The 21,740-nt window shown below is 49.5% G+C and carries 20 protein-coding genes and 1 pseudogene; 3 read left to right on the top strand and 18 right to left on the bottom strand.

What is annotated here, in order from left to right:
- Positions 1–231 precede the first annotated feature (231 nt).
- The 9 genes from BJP35_RS12270 to BJP35_RS12230 all read right to left on the bottom strand — a co-directional run bounded on the left by BJP35_RS12270 (position 232) and on the right by BJP35_RS12230 (position 8,945).
- Complete coding sequence (locus BJP35_RS12270; protein WP_086463214.1) at positions 232–762, bottom strand: GNAT family N-acetyltransferase; 531 nt, start codon at positions 760–762, stop codon at positions 232–234.
- Between the two features lie 4 nt (positions 763–766).
- A complete protein-coding gene (locus BJP35_RS12265) occupies positions 767–1,036 on the bottom strand; it encodes a DUF1778 domain-containing protein (protein WP_086463213.1) in 270 nt (89 codons plus the stop codon).
- A gap of 701 nt (positions 1,037–1,737) precedes the next feature.
- Positions 1,738–2,217 (bottom strand): hypothetical protein, encoded by a 480-nt coding sequence (locus BJP35_RS12260; RefSeq protein WP_086463212.1) that lies wholly within the window; start codon positions 2,215–2,217, stop codon positions 1,738–1,740.
- The gene (locus BJP35_RS12255) at positions 2,214–2,960 is read right to left on the bottom strand and encodes a winged helix-turn-helix domain-containing protein (protein ID WP_086463211.1); all 747 of its coding nucleotides are present in this window, start codon (positions 2,958–2,960) and stop codon (positions 2,214–2,216) included. The genes BJP35_RS12260 and BJP35_RS12255 overlap by 4 nt, the downstream gene beginning before the upstream one ends.
- Positions 2,961–3,617: 657 nt before the next feature.
- A complete protein-coding gene (locus BJP35_RS12250; RefSeq protein ID WP_086463210.1) occupies positions 3,618–4,571 on the bottom strand; it encodes a spore coat U domain-containing protein in 954 nt (317 codons plus the stop codon).
- Positions 4,562–6,853, bottom strand: coding sequence for a fimbria/pilus outer membrane usher protein (locus BJP35_RS12245; RefSeq protein WP_373419691.1), 2,292 nt, complete (start codon positions 6,851–6,853; stop codon positions 4,562–4,564). Before BJP35_RS12245 ends, BJP35_RS12250 begins: the two co-directional genes overlap by 10 nt.
- A complete protein-coding gene (locus BJP35_RS12240; protein WP_086463208.1) occupies positions 6,774–7,550 on the bottom strand; it encodes a molecular chaperone in 777 nt (258 codons plus the stop codon). Before BJP35_RS12240 ends, BJP35_RS12245 begins: the two co-directional genes overlap by 80 nt.
- Positions 7,551–7,552: 2 nt before the next feature.
- The gene (locus BJP35_RS12235) at positions 7,553–8,050 is read right to left on the bottom strand and encodes a spore coat protein U domain-containing protein (RefSeq protein ID WP_086463207.1); all 498 of its coding nucleotides are present in this window, start codon (positions 8,048–8,050) and stop codon (positions 7,553–7,555) included.
- A gap of 256 nt (positions 8,051–8,306) precedes the next feature.
- Positions 8,307–8,945, bottom strand: a complete 639-nt coding sequence (locus BJP35_RS12230; RefSeq protein WP_086463206.1) for an EAL domain-containing protein — start codon at positions 8,943–8,945, stop codon at positions 8,307–8,309.
- A 1,133-nt stretch (positions 8,946–10,078) separates the two neighbouring features.
- Between BJP35_RS12230 and BJP35_RS12225 the strand changes: the two genes are divergently transcribed.
- Positions 10,079–11,329 carry an MFS transporter gene (locus BJP35_RS12225; RefSeq protein ID WP_086463205.1) on the top strand — a complete coding sequence of 417 codons (1,251 nt, stop codon included), beginning with the start codon at positions 10,079–10,081 and terminating at the stop codon, positions 11,327–11,329.
- Positions 11,330–11,602: 273 nt separating this feature from the next.
- On the opposite strand, the gene BJP35_RS12220 is transcribed toward BJP35_RS12225, so the two are convergent.
- The 4 genes and pseudogenes from BJP35_RS12220 to BJP35_RS12205 all read right to left on the bottom strand — a co-directional run bounded on the left by BJP35_RS12220 (position 11,603) and on the right by BJP35_RS12205 (position 14,433).
- Entirely contained in the window at positions 11,603–12,202 is a 600-nt protein-coding gene (locus tag BJP35_RS12220; RefSeq protein WP_086463292.1) for an NAD(P)H-dependent oxidoreductase, read from the bottom strand.
- A 74-nt stretch (positions 12,203–12,276) separates the two neighbouring features.
- Positions 12,277–12,870: a TetR/AcrR family transcriptional regulator gene (locus BJP35_RS12215; RefSeq protein WP_086463204.1), complete on the bottom strand. Its 594-nt coding sequence runs from the start codon at positions 12,868–12,870 to the stop codon at positions 12,277–12,279.
- Positions 12,871–12,916: 46 nt separating this feature from the next.
- A pseudogene (locus tag BJP35_RS12210) lies at positions 12,917–13,271 on the bottom strand (hypothetical protein); the annotation flags it as partial.
- A gap of 292 nt (positions 13,272–13,563) precedes the next feature.
- Entirely contained in the window at positions 13,564–14,433 is an 870-nt protein-coding gene (locus tag BJP35_RS12205) for a LysR family transcriptional regulator (protein WP_086463203.1), read from the bottom strand.
- A 100-nt stretch (positions 14,434–14,533) separates the two neighbouring features.
- On the opposite strand from BJP35_RS12205, the gene BJP35_RS12200 reads away from it, so the two are divergent.
- Entirely contained in the window at positions 14,534–15,520 is a 987-nt protein-coding gene (locus BJP35_RS12200; protein ID WP_086463202.1) for a zinc-dependent alcohol dehydrogenase family protein, read from the top strand.
- A gap of 464 nt (positions 15,521–15,984) precedes the next feature.
- On the opposite strand, the gene BJP35_RS12195 is transcribed toward BJP35_RS12200, so the two are convergent.
- The 4 genes from BJP35_RS12195 to BJP35_RS12180 form a co-directional block, all read right to left on the bottom strand.
- Positions 15,985–16,977: a tyrosine-type recombinase/integrase gene (locus tag BJP35_RS12195; RefSeq protein ID WP_086463201.1), complete on the bottom strand. Its 993-nt coding sequence runs from the start codon at positions 16,975–16,977 to the stop codon at positions 15,985–15,987.
- 332 nt (positions 16,978–17,309) lie between these two features.
- Complete coding sequence (locus tag BJP35_RS12190; protein ID WP_086463200.1) at positions 17,310–17,948, bottom strand: SDR family oxidoreductase; 639 nt, start codon at positions 17,946–17,948, stop codon at positions 17,310–17,312.
- 8 nt (positions 17,949–17,956) lie between these two features.
- Positions 17,957–18,898 (bottom strand): alpha/beta hydrolase, encoded by a 942-nt coding sequence (locus BJP35_RS12185; protein ID WP_086463199.1) that lies wholly within the window; start codon positions 18,896–18,898, stop codon positions 17,957–17,959.
- A complete protein-coding gene (locus BJP35_RS12180) occupies positions 18,898–19,818 on the bottom strand; it encodes an alpha/beta hydrolase (RefSeq protein WP_086463198.1) in 921 nt (306 codons plus the stop codon). Before BJP35_RS12180 ends, BJP35_RS12185 begins: the two co-directional genes overlap by 1 nt.
- Before the next feature lie 138 nt (positions 19,819–19,956).
- Between BJP35_RS12180 and BJP35_RS12175 the strand changes: the two genes are divergently transcribed.
- Entirely contained in the window at positions 19,957–20,856 is a 900-nt protein-coding gene (locus BJP35_RS12175; RefSeq protein ID WP_086463197.1) for a LysR family transcriptional regulator, read from the top strand.
- A 168-nt stretch (positions 20,857–21,024) separates the two neighbouring features.
- Here BJP35_RS12175 and BJP35_RS12170 read toward each other — a convergent pair whose 3' ends face one another.
- Complete coding sequence (locus BJP35_RS12170) at positions 21,025–21,666, bottom strand: recombinase family protein (RefSeq protein ID WP_086463196.1); 642 nt, start codon at positions 21,664–21,666, stop codon at positions 21,025–21,027.
- Positions 21,667–21,740 lie beyond the last annotated feature (74 nt).

Below are 21,740 nucleotides of genomic sequence, written 5' to 3'. Positions count from 1 at the left end.
GCTTAGCAGGGATGGGGGATTATCTGGCTTTTACACCTGTACGGTGGAGGGGCTGTTCAGGGCAGCATGCAGGACCGCCGGTTTCCCCTTGTAAGAACGTCACGCTATTTTATGGCCAGACTGGATGTTCCCATTAATAATACGTTCCGCAAGCCCGGACGGGGCCCCCTCCGGCAGGGGGCTGGATACGCGGTCAATGACACCCGGCGTGGCACAGAGAATGTCTATAGTTTATTCGTCCTGAGCTTCGAACAATTCTTCTATCGCCTTTGTGGGATAAAAGAGAGAGTTACTGTTTTCTTTCTTGAGCTGTATGAAGCCAAGGCCAAGGTAGAATTTTTTGGCGTCGTCAGTAAGTGCTTCAACAAACATTCCATGAATTCCAACAGCCAGGGATGCCTGATACACAACCTTCATGGCGTGCGTTAGAAGCAAATCTCCATATCCCTGACGCTGAATGCTTTTATCGATGGCTAAACGCCCCAATGTGACGCAAGGAACGTTTTTATAGGGCACACGTTTTTGCTGAGTCCTGCTCGGGAAATACACCTTTTCAAAGCAACTCCCGGACAAGGTGTAATACCCCACAACATGTGGTTTTTCCTCTCTCGTGACGAGCACATAACCACGTAAAAACTTGCCAATATGCTGACGCTTCAGGTGGTCTGTGAGAAAAGTATTAAGATACTCTTCACCGCAATCGAAGTTGCTTACATCATACTCAACGTCTTCAGAAAAAATTTCTACTTTTAAACCGTCCACATAATTACTCCAAATTCTGGAGACGCTTAGCAGCTCGTTTTAGTCGGTCGTTCGGTGCCGGTGGGTTACAGAGTGCATCCATGACAAGATTCCATGATTCCTCATTGAGGATCAGGCGACGATGCTGATCAATAACTTCCGCGGCACGTGCAGAGGCAGTGCTAACCATGAACTGTGAAATTGACTGGTTAGTGATTGCTGCAGCTTCCTCGATCATGCTCTTGTCGTCTTCGTTTAATCTAAGATCGATACGCTGTTTCTTCAGTGCTGACATGGTCTATCTCCTCGACCACCCGTGGTACAGGAAGGGCGGTCAACTCCTCGTTACGTGTGAGCCAGAGGCTCACACTATTTGTCTATGTTTCTTGCCTGTAAGCGGTCTTGCACATAAATAATGTACGGAATTTTACCGTACGCACATGATAAGGATGAGGTATACGTTTTTCAACCACAAGTTACAAACAAAGCCAGGAGCAGCACGAATTGTTGTTGTGCAGGATCGGTAACAAAGTTGTCAAGATATCTCTTGCGTTTAAACACCAGTAACTGCAAGGACTCAATGTTGTCCAGCGCAGCTTTCAGTACAGGAAAAGGCAAATTGCTGCACGGGCCACAAGGCTTAGCAGGAAAGGGGCCTTAATCATGCTTCTGCACCTGAATAATTTACAGTCTGTTAACGTTGAGTCCCGGTCAGCATTGCAGGACAGGCAGCGTTCCGCCAGGCAGGAACATCGCACTAATGGCCGGCCAGAAGCCTGCATTGCCAGATAATCCCATCAAAAATTCTTTCCGTAAGCCCGAAAGGGAATCCTTCAGACGCGCCATCTGCGTCTGTGCAACCCGCCTCCCGTCATGTTCAGGTAGCGATGAACAGAGGCATTCATTTTCTACTTCATCACCTTCGCTCCGGGCCGCTGGTAACGTTTATTAACGTACCGGATTCATATCGTCAGCAGCACTGCTCTAAATCATCCTTTAGCACAGGAACGCCGGTGTACGAATGCTGCCTATTAGCCAGTGATCACCCACTTTATTTATCGTTATATAACGTCCGGAACGCTCGCTTCCATCGAAGAAAAAACGTTTATACACCTCATCAGGGGTGGTATCACTGCTGCTCGCCGTTTCTTTAAACTCTGTGAGTTTCCATGCGGCAGGGGTGGCGTTTATTGGTGCAATCCTGACTTTAGCCTCCCGGCGAAGAATATGGACACTTCCCTTGTAGGTAATTGTACCGTCATTAACGAACACGCCTGTGCCATCCCCGTTAAGCAGAAACATAAAGGTTGCTTTCATTAGAAATTGACCATCTCCCCCTGACTGTTCCAGGTAAGTATTACATTTCAACTCAGGTGAGCGGTGGTTATCAGGGAGAAGCAGGATGCCAGCCGCTAGCAGCAGCATGGCTACACTTAAAAGCCACCCTCGTTGAATGGTGAGAGGCATGATGTTCATTCTTCCCTCCAGCTGCTGTCTATCCGGTTGGTGCAGTTGTAAAAGCCATTCACATTTCCACGACAGGTGGAGACGTATAAATTTCCGGATTGCTCTGCAAGCACCTTTGAATCCAGGAAAAAAAATAAGGTCCCCGGAGTACTGCACGAAAAATGTGTTTTATCAATAAAGTGCTGTATATTACTAATAAGTGAAGCCGAAAGGGAATTATCGTATTCAGTTAATGCATATACCTTACACTTATCGATAACTCCCGTAAATTTGGGTGAAATGTTAAGATTATCAGTTTGTTGCGGATAAAGTTTGTAAAACATGCTCGCGATGACCAGTAGCATTGAGCACATAAAAAAAATCTTAAGATTAATATTTGAGATTAAGCTTTTTTTAAAAAGTGCGGGAACCTGTTCATGTAAAGTTTGAATGGCGATATCATTATTAAGAATGAATCCAATGCGAGGCACCGTGGTTATTGTATCGTCAGAAAAACCATAGCTGTGAAATATTTTTCTAAGCTGTGAAATAAACTGATTCAAACTGTTATTTGAACCCTCCTTTCCCCAGCGATCCCATACATGCTGAAAAACCTCTTCACGCGTGATCACTTTTCCATGATTTTCAATCAGGCATTGCAGCAAACGGTTTAAAGTAGGGGTTAAAATAACTTTATCATCTGCTTTTTCTTTCAACCAGATAGCGCCATCATCCGGAGAAAAAACAACTTCTTTATTCAGGATGTGGTACATAAAGCGAGCCTCTCCAGGGTTAATTTAATGTATTAAATGATTATTTTCAATCAATTAAGTCATTGAAAAAAGTAAAACTTGCCATCATGACACATTCAGAAAGCAATACGTTAAATTGAATAATAATATAATATGCTAATGTTTTACATTAACTATTGTCAATGCTTGCCGTTTTCTCCGCACATGAGAAGGTATTATTTTTCAATATAAACATGAATGTACTATACCCATCAAGCTTAATAGCACTTTACGTCAAAAAAGAGAGTGTCAGATTTATTACAGGAAAATGTAAATCTGTAAAAATAAACTGTGGATGATGAGTGAAAATCACTAAGATGGGATTTACAGTGCTACATATTTTATACAATGTAATTATTTATATTTTACAAGATAAAACATTGACCTACACAATGTTATAAAATAGTTCTCACCTCGTTAATACTCGCAACAAAAACAACCTTATGCTTGTTTAAGCAATGTTTAATTTCCGATGGTAATATATACGCTATAAAACCGCACATAATTATATAATTACCACTGAACCATTTCACACGAGCTTGAAATGCAGTAATTCCAAAACTGAATAAGGCCGCAAACGGCCTTTTCAGCAAATATATCTTAATATCCAAACTAGCAGAATGAGGACCTGGGTATACGTTAATACGTCAACGTAATTATCACGTCATCAGCAAATTCTCCTGTCCCGGTCATGGTTTGAGCTGGAAGCTCGCCGTAGACGGTGACATTTTTCGTGCCTCCGGCATTATTGGATGTAGTTAACGTATCACCACTACTTTGATCGCCCCAGCGTTGTGTTGCACCTGCATCTTGCCAGATCCCATATCGCAGGCATTGTCCTTCCATATTACACAGCTGTCGCTGATTTCCATTGGCATGATTCCCTTTGCCCATAGCAAGTGAATAGGACATTCCGGCCGGACAGTTTATGCTTAGGGTGGCCGTTGAACGCGTTGGGTTTAACGTCGCGGCACTTGTGATGACGCCGAAGTTCAGCGGTGTGACGTATTCTATATTGCAACTTGCTCCGATAACGGCCTCTGCGTGGCTCCCCCCCTGAATTTGTTCTCCTTCCGCCGAGCCGTCTGCGCAACTTTTTAAAGACTCCTGACGGGAGGAACTGTTCCAGGAAATGCGCAGATTCATATTATAGTTGTAATAGTGTGTCGCCGGGAGGTGACTCTGTCCCGCGGGGAGGGTGGCAACGAGTGGAAAGCGGCCATTCACGTTAGTATTACTTTCGGCGAGCAGTGTTTTCTGGATAAGGCTACCACTGGTAGCGGTCCCCAGCTCCTGTGAACGGGCAATTCCATTAAAGATCCGAAAAAATAAAGGGTATTGTCTGCCCTCTGTATCCCCAAGAGACAGCATCTTAAAAGGAGGGGTGTCAACACTACTCAGGCAGACGTTGATATACTCTTTTGCTCCATAGTCGGCCTGGCAGCTGAATTTTACCTCTGTATTTGTAGAGGCCACCTCACCGGCCGCCACCTCGCCAAAATTGATGGTTGCACCTGAAGTTATCCAGCATCCCGCCGCGGTTGCCTTTAAAGAAAGCAACAGCAGAAATAATAACGATATTCTCAATAACACACTTGTTCTCCAATATTCTGTATCGCGGAGGTTGTACGTGGCGCAGAAAGGGCGACCCGGCATGCTGTCTCACCCGTCTTCACGACCAGCTGACCAGGTTGTGGCGGGTCTTCAAGCCAGATGAATCCATCATGTCCAACGATAGTGGCACCATGAGGGGTCGAAACCACACTCCCCAGCGGCAACGGACGATGCCCGGCATCCACCAGTCTGGCCTGTACAGTCACCGCCTGATGTATATTAAAATGGGCTTTTACTACGCTGCCATTCCCCGGTCTGGCGTACATATCGGTAACAGGGGCAACGATGTCTGCAGGCAGATCCAGCGGATTGATGGTGACCTTACTGTTGTGATAACGCGGTAGATCCGTCAGCAGAAGATAACCTTTGTCATCGGTCTCACCTGCCGGGCGATTTTCCAGCTTCACCGGTACATGTCCGATGCCGTTCGTCGATATCAGTGCCAGGCCCATTCCTTGCTGGCTGTAACGCAGTGCATGTACAGTATTATCGAGTAACGTCAGACTGCCTTCGCCGGAAGCATACTGGTTTCGCTGGTTATCGCCATGTTCCAGCCCAACGTGCCACTCTCCAGAGCGCCCCAGATAGCCTACATCGGCATACTTTTCGCTGCGTTCACCTTTCCCAAACTGCCATGACCATCCACCAGTCTGGCCATCCGGTTGGTGACGATAGTCAAGTCGGGGCGTCTTGCGGTTGGCTTGTACAGAAAACGAATCTCTGCGGCCTAACGGTACCGTAAGCATGAGCTGAACAGAGTTTGATGACTCCTCGAATGAACGTGTAAAGCTCAGGGTTGCTGAGAGGTTCTGCGGCAATGAAGCGGACCAGGACGCATTCAAATAGCGATGTTTGCTGCCCTGAATAGTTTGTTGTACCCAGCCTGCCCCCAGCGAACCGAAACCGTTAAATGAATGACTTGCCCATAACGTATTGCTGCGCTTAACGGGTAAAGCACCGCTCATTCGGGCATTGTCGGCAAAGTTATCGTCGGTGCTAACAGTGCTGGCGGAAAGGCCGGTCCCGTTACCGTTCCACTGCCAGCCGAGTCCCCATTTAGTCCCCTGGCCGTAGGGGCTGTCACTTACCGCTACGTGCTGGCTGATAATTCCTATCCCTGGCGAGATTAACCAGTCAGTTCCCGTGCCTACGTTGTGCAGATTACGTTGTTGTTCGGTATGCACAGCCAGTGTCAGTTGGTTGCTCATGCCATATCGCCATCCGGCATCAAGCATTGGCGAAGCGGAATAATCATCCGAACGCAGCGTATAATTTTTTCGCATCCAGCCGAGATCCAGCGAACCGCTGCTGAGTCCCTCAGCCAGCATCCCGGGCGCACCATACAAATCGAGTTGAACAGTACGACGTTGACCATTGATGTCGGTTATGACCACCTGGGCCTGCCCGCTTCCAGTAAAGGAGGGCAGGGTGTCCAACAGATAATCTCCGGGCGTCACATGCTGGCTGGTCTGTTTGAGGCCATCGACATAAAGATCAATCGTTGAAGGAAGAACTGCGCTGTCACTGTATCGGGTCCGCGGTTCGGTGTTGAGCTGCGGATTGAGTTCAAAATTGCGTGCCCAGTGCAGCCCGCCGAAACGTACCTGCCGGCTCCAGCTGGAGCCTGTAGTAATACTGTCCCCCAGCGCAAGAGTGGTTAATGACTTTGTGTCATCCCACTGCCAGGTCGTGTCGAGACGGGTGTTAGCCCCCCCTCCAGCGCGGTTTTCATCTCCTGCATGGCTTGCAAAACTGCTACTGATCACACCAGGGAGTCCCCCCGAAGCACTTAGCGTAGTCAGGGCATTAACCCTACGCTGCCCCTGGGAATCATTGGCATAAAGCGAGTAGCCAAGCGTAAAAGCGCGTATTGGCTGCGCTTCTGGATAGGGATAGAGCTGCGTTGGCGTATCAAGAAGCAGATGTTGCCTGCTGTCGAGTGCCTTTGCATCGGCGGTGATGCTGACGTGCTGAGAAAGGACATCAAGACTCACTTTCAGACCAGGTTGTGCCGTCAGCTCAATCCATTCGCTTTGGCCATCCGGAGCGTGAAGTCCCAGTTTTTTTATGTCGGCACGACTAATCCAGAGAGAATTCCCAACCACACGACAGGCCCATAACTCCCCTCGCGGGGAGTGATTTACGGTAATTGCCAGCCATTGCTGATCAACGGCTAAAGGCTCAGCGTGGGCTGGTAGAATCAGCGGTAGCCACAGCAGACGCACGAGTGGCGATCGGATGCAACGGAATATGGCTGGCATGATGGTCATCATTGAGGTATACGCGCAAAGCGCTGAGCTTATGTTGAGAGGTTTGCTTGATTGTCAGAAGGGTGGTTTGCCCCGGAAGTACATACCCAGCAAGTCCATGAATAGAGCCAACAACGCGATCCTCAGCTGTCAAAGCCTGAAGATTACTGAGGCGTAAGTGACGTGCTCCTGAGTTATAGCAACGAATCGTCGCTATATTCTTCGTCTGCTCACAACTGACATCATCCTGATCTGCAGGTTTTTGCTCGCGTCCGGTAATAAATACGGGAATCGAATAACGCAGCAGGAAATGCACAGCATTGGGATTGGACGGGCCAGAAGCCCTGTTTGGCAGCTCATCGATCACCAGACGATAGCTTTGCTCCTTCACGCTCACCCCGGGTTGCAGGACGATAATTCTTACCAGTTGCCTCTCGCCCGGTGAAAGAGACGTCATAGCAGGGCTGCTGATCAACTTATCTGTTGGCCTTAAGACATCTTTATTGTCTTTCTGTGACCATTCATAGACTCGTATCTGCGCATGGATCGATGTCTCCCCGGTGTTCGTGACGTACAACGCCGTTGCCTTCTGGTGACTCTGCAACTCAAGCGTCACAGGGGCAACCTGAAGCGTAGCGGCGGATGTATAGCGGGATAGCGGGATTAATAGCACTAACCAGAAAAAGAGCAGGGACAGAAAACGATACATGCTTAGTACACCAGGTTCAATGTGACGTCATCAGCGTATGTGCCAGCCTGGGCAGTGGTGAGCGCCCCCGCATCTATGACCCCGTACAAAGTTTCCGTTTGTCTGGAACCTGTCCCGGTATCGGTAAGCCCCTGGATGCTGGTGATTTGCGCCTTTTTACCTTCATCAGCGTAGAGTTTCCAGGCTATATTTTTTGCACCTGCCTCATTATTTTCGGGTTTTAGCCAGAAGGTTCCATTTTCGGTGGCGTCGCTGCTAGCAGCGAAAAGTGTAAAAGGAGTACCGTTGGTGCAGATTATATCGACCTGCGTACTGGCTTTTATTTCCCCTGCCTCCTCCGAGCTATGTCGAGAGAAATTTAAGTCGTTTGCATTGAGCGTACAGGATTTGACGACTTCAAGAGAAACATGCATTGACGCAGTCTCCGTGTTGTCTGCAGAGTTAGCGACAACAGGAAGCAGATAAATGGAACCGCATACAATAGCGGAAATAATTCTCATGATATTTTTCCTTAAGTAAACAACAGTACAATGACAACTAAATGCCGGTTGTTTAAGCCGACGACGAACATAATAAAATTCCGTCTGATTCGGCAGTTCAATATTCACTGCGCGACATTATGAAAGCAGGCAGCTTTACAAATATACCGTGGCAGAAATGCATATCTGAAAAAACACCCCCTAAATCTCCCAGTCAAACCATAGGACGCGGCTGATACTATGCCTACCTAAAAGCAGGCATACAGTAAAATGGAGTTCATGCATTTTTCCAGAAAAAACCCTGACCAAACTCAGCAACACTAGCACGCGCTAATGCCAAATCACTCTCCGTTTCAATACCTTCTATCAGAAGCTTATTTGTAAAATACGTGCAACACTGTGCAAGTTGAAGAAACTCATTCCGTTTTTTACGTCCATTCCAGAAGGTATATTTATCAATTTTGATGCCATCAAAGTGGATTGCACATTCAAACAATTTCCACAGAATAGTTTCAGTTACATCATCAGCCCATACTTCACTTCCCCTCATGCGCAACTCATCGATACACTTGCGTAATGAACAAATACGTACAGGGTCTGATTCAATCATGTTTTCAAGATCGGTGATCTCAATAACCAGTTTCTCAGGATAAAGAGTTTCTTCACGTAGCCGTGCCAGGAAATCCGTTTCCAGCAGTAAAGAGGATGTCGCATTAAGATGATATTTCTCACCCTCTTCAGAAAACGTGGTATGACTGAGTTGGGCAAAAAAATGTTTTTTTTGCTCTGGCACGGCCATTAATCCAAAGTGCTCTTCCAGATCAACGTGCGGTTCTGCCGTAGAGAGGAGCTCCCACGCAATTATGTGTTCACTACGGAGTATCCTGATGGATTCGTATTTATAACCAGTTAACATGATGAAAGTACAATACTCCTGCCCGCCAAATCAGAAGCGAGAAACTCTACATCAAAACCACTAAAGTCGCATTTTATATAATAAATAACACAATATATAGGTTTATATTCTGATAAGTAATGACTTTATAGATTTTTATAATTACATAACACGTGTATTTCCGCAGTCCACAACTCTCTTACGGGGAGGGGCTAACGCCCGAACTGGACCTTTTACGTACAAATTTTTCTCAGGACTGGTGGACAATATGCCACTCTGCATTGTTTTCCATGTCCACAGTGGTCATTAGTAAATATGATGCGATCGGTTTAAATTGAAAGAAGTTTCTTATTGCCGGAATTACTCTGCCAAAAATATAGCTCATAAAGAGTCTCATTAGAAACGCGAATCGTGACAAAACATACAGATTAACAACATTGAACCTAAAATTTCCTTATGCACTGGAATCTGATTACAGAGAGAGATTCTGAGATCCGGCGTTGAAAATACAACATGTTATCAATAGCGTGTCTTTAGTATGAGAGCCGAGGACACTGGTTTCGGTATTTTCCATTGGATATATCTACTTCGTGAGCAATAGATATTATTCAGTGTAAAATGAAATAAGGAACGTCAAAGAAGAACGTTCTGGCAACGAGTATGGTCATACTGTGTCATCACTGTGTATTAATCAACGTGGAGGAAGTCACCTGAAATCTAAAAAAATTATTTGCCTGAGCGATTTGGCTTTCATTTTCATAGCTATGTTGAATGTAGTGGGAAAATACACGCCTGTTAATCCGTCTTAAGCCCGTTATATAGTCTCGATATATCGTCAACTTTGTCATTGTCAAAACTGTGGAAGCCAGGGTTCTTCGTGTGTTCTCACAGGGTCAAAGATCATAGAGTAACGGCAGGCCTGCGCCCTGGTTCGGGTAGCGGTTGCTCTGGTATTAAGTGTCGCATTTTTCGGTCTGTCTCATCCTTTCATTTATATTTCACTATAAAAAAGCACTATCACACAATAAGATTGCATATTAAACATTTTTTTAACATTTGTGTTGCAGTTGACGCCTGATAACTTTATTAATATTAATCCCTTATAATCTATAGCGCCTTGATCTATTAATAATAGGTAATGATTAGGAAAACTTATGACAATAAAACCTGCCGCTGAAGTTAATGTGGCACCAGGTCTTTTTCAAACGCTAAAAACCTTCCCGGCGACCGTCCATGCACTGCTCTTTTTTACATTTGTAGTACGGTTTAGCTATTTTATGGCTTGGCCATTTATCGCAGTCATCATGACGCAGAATTACCATATGTCGCCTGTCGCTATTGGTGTGGTGATGACCAGCAGTGCCCTGATCTCAGTGGTGCTCGGTATGTATGGCGGACAGATTTCTGACAGGTTGGGAAGGCGGATTATACTTCTGCTGGGCTGTGGGTTTTCCGCCGTGGGTTATATTACTCTGGCGCAAGCCACCGGGATAGGGCTGTTTATTACAGGCCTGATGATTATCGGAGTGTGTTTTGCGTGGGTTGATCCCCCGGTAAGAGCCCTGATGAGTGATTTGCTGGTTGATAGCCGTCGTCGCGCGCTAGCCCTTCAAATGCGTTACTACCTGATCAACGTCGCGGCAGTGTTTGGTCCACTGATAGGGATAGTCTTCGGCTTGACTTCGCAAAAGGGAACATTCCTGTTAACCGGACTAACCTATCTGCCGTTTTTTGTCTACGTGCTGCTTTTTATCCCTGCGGGTAAACTGTCTGGAGAGCAGACCGACAGCGCTCCGGTGATTAAACTTCATCAGGTGATAGGGATTATTGCCAGGGACAGAATTTACATTGCAGCATTGCTGTGCAGCATGTTATGCAGTGTGGTTTATATCCATTATGAAGCCGTTTTGCCTCAATACCTGATGTTACTTGACGGCAATTCGGCGGTTAAGTTGATCACCGTAATACTGGTTACGAATGCCTGTACGGTACTTTTATTTCAAAGTTTTATTATGCGCTTTCTGACGCAAGTCAGCCTTCCCAGACGTATTCTTTTGGGGGGGATCATTTTCGTTATCTCTCAACTCTGCTTTTATTGCACGCGCTCAACGGAAATGTGGGCATGGCTAATGGGAACTGCTGTGTTCAGCATGGGGGAGGCAATTCTGATGCCAAACCTCAATATTATGCTCGATCAATTGGCACCGGTTGAGCATCGTGGAGCCTATCTTGGTGCCTCAACGTTGTCCACACTTGGCGTTGCTGTCGGGCCGTTAATGGGGGGCGTGATGCTGGCCATGACCGGGGCGGGAGTTTTTATATGTACCGCATTACTTAGTGTGCTGCTTTGTACGATTATCTGTGTCTGCAGGATCAGCATGCTTGTACGTCTCCAGGATTCATAATACTGAGAGGCACTACGTGTGGCAGGGCATTTCATCCCGCTTCAAAATATCCGCCTCTCACTCTGAGCTGTTGCTTTCTGGTTCTGAATGTGGACGACAGCGGTAACGTGACCCGGCGCGGGGTGCGAGGTGCTAGAGACACATGCTGGCACCTGCATGACGAGCTATCGCTGGGTATAGGCGGCGTCATTTTTGAAGTAAAACACGATGGTTATCAGCCTGTTCCTGAGCATGATACCGCCGCATGGTCACCAAGCGGCGGCACCGGACGCTTTACTGCATGTTGCTGAGTCTTTGCAGAAAATCCTCAACCTGCTCAGGTGTAACCGTGTCTGCCTGGTAAAGGATATCGAACTTAACGTTCTTCAACCCGCAGAAACCAAATACACCTTCGATTATCTGCGCCTGAATAGCCGTCGAATAGCCGTGTTTATCGAATCCGGTGAGATCGCTGCCGCCGGTGGCAATCAGGCGGACGGGAACATCACGCAAGTTGCCAACAATCCTTCCGTCGTCGGCCACTTTATACGCCCAGTTCAGGGTTAAAACGCGATCGAACCAGCCTTTCAACAGTGCGGGGACCGACCACCAGTAGATGGGGAAGACAAATACCAGCATATCCGCTCGCTCGACACGTTGTTGCTCGCGCAGAATATCCGCGGGAAGTGCGCTCGGGTCCCCGTGATACAAATTGAGATCGGCGCGAGACATGGCAGGATTAAAACCTTCAGCATGAAGATCAGCGATCTCAACCTGCGAACCTTTCTCGCGTAATTTCCCTGCAATGCGGGCGGCCAGCGAATGGGATAACGATGTGTCGACAGGATGAGCCGTCACGATGAGCGCATTATTTATGGCATGTGTAGCAGACATAGCGACCTCGGAATGGGGGAGAGTGGATGTGTATATTACTATTGGTAACTTAAGTGTCAATCCGCCCCCTGCGATCATTTTGTGCTGTTCGCGTAGCTCTCCAGTACGCCGGTCATAGCACCTCTGAGGGTATCTTCCGCTACATTTCGCGCAAGCACGCCGTCGCCCGCAGCGGTACTGAGCGCGTCCGCCGCGCCAATGATGGCGGTCAGTGCAGCTTCCCCCTGAACGCCTTTCAGCACGATAAAGGGGGAAAGTGCGATGCGCAGGCAATCGGCACATTCGGCCACGCACGCCTCACGAAACGTCTGCAACGCGCGTGAACCGGACAGCGCCGCGGCGATTGGCCCGGTTTCCGGCCCGGCGGTAATCGCACAGTCGATATAGGCAGCGCTAAAAAAACGAATTGTCTTGTCCAGGGTTTTGCTGTCCACCGCTAGCGTCTCACGGAATTTCGCTAGTTGCCGATCGCTATAGTCCTGATACAGCGCCATCAGCAGCCCTTCACGATCGCCAAAGTGATCGTAAGGGATAGGCTTTGTCACACTGGCGCGTTCGGCCAGGTAGCCCAGCGTCAGCGCCTCCGTGCCTTGCTGACGAACGATTCCGCGCGCTACCTCCAGCAGCTGCGCGCGACGATCCTCTTTTCTCAAACGCTTTACAACCATACTTTCCTCAGATCTGTTATCTACCCATCGTAGTTTACACGTTTTTTGCACGACCGAATTGGGTATCCCCATAACCACCTGTGGCGTTTTTATTGTTGATTCTGAAGACGCTGGCTTTGTCGCTGGACAGCGCCAGTGGTTTACCGTACTTTTCCAGATAGCCCCGGGTGGCTTAAAAATCAGTGAAGGTGGATTCCGGTTTACAAAGCGGAGTTACATCAGGCGACTGATTGCGGGCCAGATTCAGGGTAACGCGACAGAAGGTGTCTGCTCTGGCGATCGGAGAAGCCCAGGTGCTGCGCGGCCGTCTGAGTGGTCAAACGCAGGTCGACAACATCCTGAATGATCTTGAGTCGGTTAACTTCATCCAAAGTGAAAAACTCCGCTGCATGAGGCGTCATCAAAATCGCTCGATGCCGAATCTACACGACGGACATCTTAACTTAGCCCAGCGCGGACATGACAAATTTGCTGTCACAAAGTCAGTGCGCATAACAAAGATTATGTTAAATTAAATATCTTTTTATATATTAATCAATTGCTTACATAAAGTGTGATACCCTGCTCCGCTCTCAAAACTTACTGTAGTAGCTAGATCAAGAATGCCTGTTTCCAATCAGAAAGCAGCCATCGACGCATCTAACAAATCTGGGCCGAATCAATCAGCTTTTTAATAAACAGCCTAAGAAAGGGTCAAATGTTCGCTAACGCTTCGATCGTCGCATCCAAAAGCGCGCGCAGTCGCGCAACGCGACGCAGGTCGCGGTGATAGCCAAGCCAGACATCGCGGCCCGGCGGCGCTTCGCCCAGATCAATACGCTGCAGTCCTGATGTCGTGTCGCCAAGCGGACAAGGGAGCACAGCAAAGCCGCCACCTTCAGCACACATGCGCGCCTGAGCTCCGCGATTGTTGCTGCCAAACACGATCTTCGCTTTTGGCAACATGCGCTTGACCCACACGACATCAGGCAACGTGCCAAAAGCACTGTCCATGCTAATGAGCGTTTGGCCTTCGCCATCGCCAGGGTGCGGTGGGACGAGGTCGAAGCGCCCGTACAACGCGTAATCCACATGCATCAGCTTGCGCTGGATGACATCGGGTTCATCGAAAGGTGTAATGCGAAAAGCTAGGTCCGCCTCGCGCCGCGCAAGGTTGTATCTGCGCGAGTCCGTGACAAGCTCCAGCGATACCCCCCGATGTCTTGTAAGAAACTGCGCGAATACGGGTGTGAGCACGTGAATGCCGAACCAGTCTGATGACGACACCCGCAGCAAGCCCGTTAGATGCGCGTCCTTGCCGGCTAGCGCGCGGGTGAAGCCTAGTACTTCTTCTTCCATTCTCTCGGCGTATGACAGCACTGCCGCGCCTTCGTCGGTCAGTATAAAGCCGTCGCTCGTGCGCTGAAACAACACGTGGCCAAGCGTTTCCTCCAGCGCGCGCAACCGTCGGCCCATCGTCGGCTGTGTCTGTCCGACGAGCTTTGCCGCCGCGGCCAACGTGCCACTATGGGCGATGGCGAGAAAGATGCGGACATCATTCCAATCCAAATTCTGTCCAATCATTTTTGTTTGCCTGCCGTGCGATAGTGTTGGTTTACGTTCTTTTATGCATGGGTGAGTATGAACTCATAAGCATGTTTGTTCAATTTAGAAGGAGGTCATCATGTCCATGCAAGCACTCGTTCTCAATTACTACAATGGCCCTCTCGAACTGAAAGAGCTTTCGCAGCCGCGGCCTTCGCAAGGGCAAGTTCTGGTGCGCATTGCGGCAAGTGGGTTGAATCCGCTCGACACCAAGATTCGCGCCGGTAGCGCCGCGCACGCCAAGCATCCATTGCCGCTCGTGTTGGGTATTGACATGGCCGGCGTAGTCGAGGCGGTTGGCCCCGGTGTCAGAGCATTCAAAGTTGGTGATGAGGTTTACGGAATGACCGGCGGGGTCGGAGGTATCCAGGGAACGCTTGCACAGTACGCAGCTGTCGACGCAGATCTGCTCGCACTGAAGCCTTTCAACCTGTCGATGCGCGAAGCCGCTGCCTTGCCGCTCGCTTTCATCACGTCGTACTCGGGTATCGTGGATCGGGCGCATTTGCAATCTAGGCAAACGGTGCTTGTGCAAGGCGGTGCGGGTGGGGTTGGACATGTGTCGGTACAACTGGCGGTAGCACTCGGGGCAAAGGTATTCGCAACAGCGAGCCCAAGTGACCAGGAACTTGTCGCGCACTTGGGAGCCACGCCAATTGACTACAGCGCGCAGTCTGTCGAGCAATATGTCGAGTCGCTGACGCAAGGCGTAGGTTTTGATCTGGTGGTTGATACCGTCGGCGGTGCAACGCTCAATGCATCTTTCGCAGCGGTCAAGCATTTTGGCCACGTAGTCAGCGCGCTGGGCTGGGGAACGCATACTCTAGCGCCGCTTTCGTTCCGTGAAGCGAGCTATTCAGGCGTGTTCACTCTGTATCCACTCCTTACAGGTAAGCATCGTGCACATCACGGAGCCATGTTGCAAGAAGCCACACGCCTGGTGGAAGCGGGCAAGCTCACGCCTAATCTCGATTCTCGCCGGTTCGATCTGCATTCGGCAGAGCTCGCATACGACGCAATCACGAGCGGCACAGCGCGCGGAAAAATCGTGGTGGACGTTGCCTGAGGAATACAGAACGCTCGGCCTGGCATGGGTAATCGATTACTGCCGTTTCCTGGCAATAAAGAAGAATGACTGAATTGGGCCAGGAGTTCGCGTTCCCGGCGGCAGGAAGATGACGTAAGGAGTCAGGGACAGAGACATTACCGATATGTGGAACTGAGCAGACACTAAGGTCAGATGAGGGTAAGACCGCATTGGCCGACCTGCAGCCGACCAGAAGGAATCAGCGGCAGACCGTCGGCCAAAGCAGACAATCGAACATAAATCAGCAGGAACAAATAACCAGTACATAAATAATACCGGTACAGCGAGCCTGAGAGAGCGTGGCAAACGTGATGCGGCTTTATGTCGAGAATAGGAGGAAGCCGAGATGTCTGATTATCTCGGCTACTAAAATAATTAGTCGGTAGAGAATCCGGCCGGTAATGCTCGCAATGGCAAGAGCAAGACACGAATTGTATTTATCTTCACAACCCGAACAAATTCAGTCGTTCACGCGCTGTCTGCAATCTTTCTTCACCGCGGCGGTCATATTGCTGGGTGGTAGTGACGCTGGCATGACCCATTGCATCCTTTACAGTGATTAAGTCCTCACCGTTATCCAGCATCGCGGTCGCAAACGTTCGTCTCAAATCATGCGGAGCACATTTAGCAATACCAGCCTGCACCTGGCGCACTTTCAGAATATGATACACCGCCTGGTCGGTCAGCCTGTCATTCGTCAGAGCATCAAAACGGCGGATTCGCGTGAAAAGGGGTCCCTCCTTTTCTCCACGTACCTCATCAATCCACGTCTGTAGTCGCTGCCAGGTCCCGGCCGGCATATACGCGAGTCGTTCTTTATTTCCTTTTCCCAGCACCCTCAGCGCACGGTCACGCGTGACAATGTCACTTAAATTCAGCCCGACAGCTTCTGAACGACGCAGACCACATCCGAGTATTGTCCCCAGCAAAGCTGCGTCGCGGGGTCCGATACAGCTTTTGTCAGCCTGGCAAACAGAAAAAAGATTCCTGATTTCACTGGTTGTAAGAGCCCGACCGCGGGGTAACCGGCTCCCCCTCAGATTACGCACGGCCAGAATATGCTGATAGCTTTCGACGTCCATCATTTTCATCATCCAGGCCTCCCTGGCCACCCCCTTCAGGGCCGAGAGGTAGGTGTTGACGGTAGCCGTCGCCCTTCCGGTATCTCTTAAGAGCTCAGTGACCGCCATTATGTGATGGCGGCGAAGACTTCCCCAGATGCAGGTACTTGCGCTTTCAGCTCCCAGTAATCGGGCGACCACGCCCAGAAATGAGCCCATCGTCTGCCGGCTACGCGGGGAATTGAGAGACAGCAGGTATGCCCGGGCAGGATCTACCGGAACTTCCGCTCCGGTCAGCGCGGGCAGGTATTCATGATTGGGGGAAATTGATGTCACCGGACGGATATGGTCGGGTTTCTCGTTTGGCGGGCTCATTCAGGCTCTCTTCCGGCCAGTCAGCATCCGGCGCGCACAATAAATATCGGGATAAATGATACTGCCAGAAGCACATTGTGAAAGTCTACTTTTTCAAAGGTACATTTTAATAAGTAGAAGATACTGAAACCATTCTTCGGACATTGCAGCACGAACAGCTATTGATGGGGTCAGTTTGGATATCGAAAATTATTGTACGTTAAGGCCATTTTTTGTACTTCCAGGCCGCGGTAAGGGCGATCGATCACGTTGACAGGCAGCTTTGAGCGAGGAGCGGACCTTCCGCCCCGTTACTGCAATACGAGCAGCGCATGTAAAATGGAATGATCGATTTACATAAAGTACGGCTTGTCACCATCGGACCCGGGCTGGTTAACACCAATATTTTCACCGATATGTATTTCTGGCTTATCAATCATATCGGCTATTATTGCGGCGACGCTTTTTCGGGAGACGATCGTGCCTCTGAACGGTTCATCGCGCGCGGTGAGTTCATAGTCAATCGTATCTTCATCCGTTAACCAGGCTGGTCGCAGAATTGTGTAATCAAGCCCGGAGGCTTCAATCGCATCCGCCGCACGGCGGAATGGTCTGAGAGGTTCGCCAATAATGGCGTTATTCCACTCGCCGAATTTTCCCGGGACTTCATCATAAATACCGAGAGAAAGGACGAAAATCAGGCGTCTTAGGCCAGTGGTTTTCATCGCCGCAATCACCGCCGTCGCCTGAAGATCTAAATCCTCACCCGTCAGGTTGGCGTAAACCACATCCTGACCCACCATGGCCTGTTCCAGCGCCGCATGGTTAAACACATCGCCCATGATAATCCGGCTATTGGCCGGGTGAGGCTGTGCGATTTTTTCTGGCTGACGGGCAAATAACGTTTGTGTTACGCCCGGTTTATCCGTCAGCTGACTGATAACATGGCGGGCAATCTGCCCGCTGGCACCCAGAATAAGGACGCTTTTCATCATGTTCTTCACAGGGCATTACTCAGGTGTGCGGAAAAGAACGGGAGCACTTTTGCCATCGCGTCACGAACCGCTTCCGGTTTGTCATACAGTTCGTAATGCGAAAAATCGGCTAATGAGACCAGCTGACGGTCACGCGAGGCTACAGCCCGGCCATAGATTTCCAGCCCGTCACGATAAGCCCCGAAAGCGCCCACTTTTTCACCGACCACCACCATCACGGGTTGAGTCAGCAACACTTCAGCAAAAGCGAAGGCATCCCAGGCCAGCGTTTTCTGCGCATGCGAGAACACCATTCGCGTTGCCCCGCCAGGCTGCTGGCCGCGCGGCGTTTTGTAGTAGTCTGTTGCCTCAAATACGTCACGCTCAGTCAGTCCGCTGGCCTTTGCCATTTCCGGGCTGGCGGGGAGCAGTTCATTAACCTGAACCTCCCCCCCGCGGGCTTCATTTGTACGCTGTGCCGCCATCGCATTCAGCGCGCCAATAGGGTCGTAATTGCTGAAACCTTCGCGAAAAAGACGGCCGATATTTACGCCGGTGATGCTCACCACAGCTTTAATCCGTTTCTCCGTCAATGTGGCGTTAATGGCATAGCCACCGCCGCCGCAAATACCCAACACGCCAATCCGTTCAGCATCGACGTAAGGCAGGGTTACGGCGTAATCAATAACGCGACTGATATCTTCCACGCGCTGAGTCGGATCCTCCACCCAGCGTGGAGAGCCGCCTGACTCCCCCTGGAAGCTGGCGTCATAGGCGATCACGACATAGCCTGCTTCAGCCAGCGCTTTTCCGTAGACATTGCCGGACGTCTGTTCCTTACAGCTGCCAAAAGGGTGGACGCTGATAATTGTCGGATACTGTTTTGACTCATCGAACGCCGGTGGAAACTGAATGCTGGCGGCAATGTGCCAGGCCATATCGGCGTTCTGGATTTGAACATCTTTCATTACAGCGTCTCCTCAAAGAACGGGGCTAATACGGAAACTGCTTCAGCGACGTAGGCTTTACCGTCATACAAGTCCATGTGGTTAGCGCCTTCGACAATGTGGTACCGCTTATCCTGGCTTGAGGCACGATCGTACAGATCGTCGCTCATCCATTTACTCCCCGCTACGCTACCCGCCACAATTTGCAGCGGCTGGGTCAGGTAAACCTCCGCCATATGGTATGCGTCGTAGGTAATGATCTGGTTGAGGCTGCGCAGCGTGGCGTATCCAGGGGCCGTCGGGTACTGTGCTCGTGGCGTGTGGTAGTACTCCCAGGCCTGGCGCAACTCTTCATTTGGTGCATCAGACTCTTTCATGGGCGCCAGCGGCATGGTGGCATATTCACTGCTGCTGATATCGGTACTACGGGCATTTGAACCGGCTTCAACATACGGCAGTGCATCGATGGACTTCACATTGTTTTCCCAGCCATTACGGAACATCGAGCCGATATTAACGGCGCTGACCGTTCCGATGGCCTTGATGCGACGATCCTGAATCGCGGCATTGGCGGTATAGCCGGCACCGGCGCAAATTCCCATCGCGCCAATTTTCGCGCTGTCGACATAAGGCAGTGTGGTCAGGTAATCAATCACTGCGCTGACATCTTCGGTACGGATGTACGGGTTTTCCAGCTGGCGCGGCTCTCCGCCACTTTCGCCCTGATAAGACGCATCATAAGTCACGGTCACAAACCCTTTTTCTGCCAGCTTTTCGGAATAGGTTCCGGCAGTTTGTTCCTTAACGCCACCTCCCGGATGAGAAACCACAATAGCCGGGTACTTGCGGCTTTCATCAAATGCGGGTGGGAAGTAAAGCACGGCGGACAAAGAGATTGTCGGGATATTGCTGTTGGTGAAACTGATTTTCTGGTTCATCATCCGGTTCCTCATTGGGCTGTCGGTTATCTGTAACGCTTGATGGGATAACTATAGCCATTGATTATTAAGATGATTAGACCCAAAATAATGATTGGACTTATCATTTAAATGATTAATTGCCCGGATGAAAACACAGAGATGAAACGCGATGAGATAGCAGATCTGATGGCATTTGTGGCCGTCGCCGAAGAGCGTAGTTTCACCCGGGCTGCTGCCCGTCTGGGCATGGCCCAGTCAGCGTTAAGCCAGATAGTTCGTCGCACGGAAGAGCGGTTAGGGTTACGGCTTTTAACGCGAACCACACGCAGCGTGGTACCGACGGAAGCAGGTGAACAACTTTTGTCTGTCCTTGGTCCAATGCTTCACGACATAGACTCGACTCTGGCCTCATTAGGTGATCTGCGTGACCGCCCCTCTGGCACAATACGCATTACCACGGTTGAACATGCCGCAAAGACAATATTGCTGCCCGCCATGCGCACGCTGTTAAAGTCCCATCCTGAAATTGATGTGCAGCTCATCATTGATTACGGCCTTACCGATGTCGTCTCAGAGCGCTTTGATGCCGGGGTTCGCCTGGGGGGAGAGATGGATAAGGATATGATTGCTGTTCGAATCGGGCCCGATATTCCGATGGCGATAGTCGGAGCTCCGGACTATCTCTCCCGAAGAGGTATTCCAATTTCAGTGGCGCACCTGGTCGATCATCAGGCTATCAATCTGTACCTCCCTACATCGGGTACCGCAAATCGCTGGAGATTAATGCGCGGAGGGCGTGAAGTCAGGGTTCGCATGGAAGGACAACTGCTATTAAATACAATAGATCTGATCCTCGATGCTGCTATTGACGGGCACGGACTGGCATATCTGCCTTATGATCAGGTACAGCAGGCTATTGAAGAAAAAAAACTGACCCGCGTTCTGGAGAAATTTACACCAGACTTACCGGGGTATCATCTGTACTACCCACACCGCCGCCATGCGGGTTCGGCATTTTCTCTGTTAATTGATGTACTTAAGTATAAGGGATCTGTTTAGATATCTTTTCGATGATGAGTTCAGGCATTCAGGGGAAACTCGTGCATTCTGTACAACGTCCGCTTCTGGCACACAGCGGACTTTACTTACATAGGTGGGCGTACAAAAGTGGTTACAGGGCCTAACTATTACGCCATGACTAGAAATATACACTGTTATTCCAGTTTTTCATGCAGATTCATTATCTTTATAAAGCGCTTGTATCCGGCAAACCTGTGAAGCACTGTAGCCCGTTGCATCTGCCGTTTCACGGATGCTCAGTTTCTTGACCTGCCGGTAGTACAGGACTTTCTGATGTCGTTCCTGATCGGCCTGCTTGCCCCGATATTTACCCAGCGTATGCGCCCGTTCAATTCCCTGCTTTTGTCGTTGACGACGACTCAACCAGTCCTTATGTGACATTGCGGCCATCAGGTCGATAAGCATGTTATTGATGGCGGTTATCACTGCGCGGGTGATTGGATCAGCCTGAGAAGGGGCTTTATCTGACAGTGCCTGCCATGAGGTGGGCACATCCAGGCTGACAATTCGCAACTCGTGTTTTTCTATCTGCTTTTTCAGCGTCATCCAGTCGCTGTTGCTCAGACGGGTCAGGCGGTCTATCTGCTCGACCAGTAAAATATCATTACGGTGACTGTCCATCAGTAAACGTCCCAGTTCCGGGCGGTCAAGTTTTGTCCCGCTGATGTTCTCCCGGTAGTAACTGGCTATTTTATACCCTCGTTCCTGAACGAACTTCTCCAGCATCTCTTTTGCCCGATCGGCGAACTGATCTTCCGTCGATGCCCTCAAATAAGCTCTGATGAACATTTTTCCACCACATTATCGCATTTAGGTTATTGCATTTTATCTATCGCATATAGGTTATGTCATTCATTGTGTGT

It is taken from the genome of Enterobacter sp. J49 (genome assembly GCF_002148625.1).
Classification (GTDB): Bacteria; Pseudomonadota; Gammaproteobacteria; order Enterobacterales; family Enterobacteriaceae; genus Enterobacter; species Enterobacter ludwigii.
This window is presented reverse-complemented; position numbering and strand designations above follow the sequence as displayed.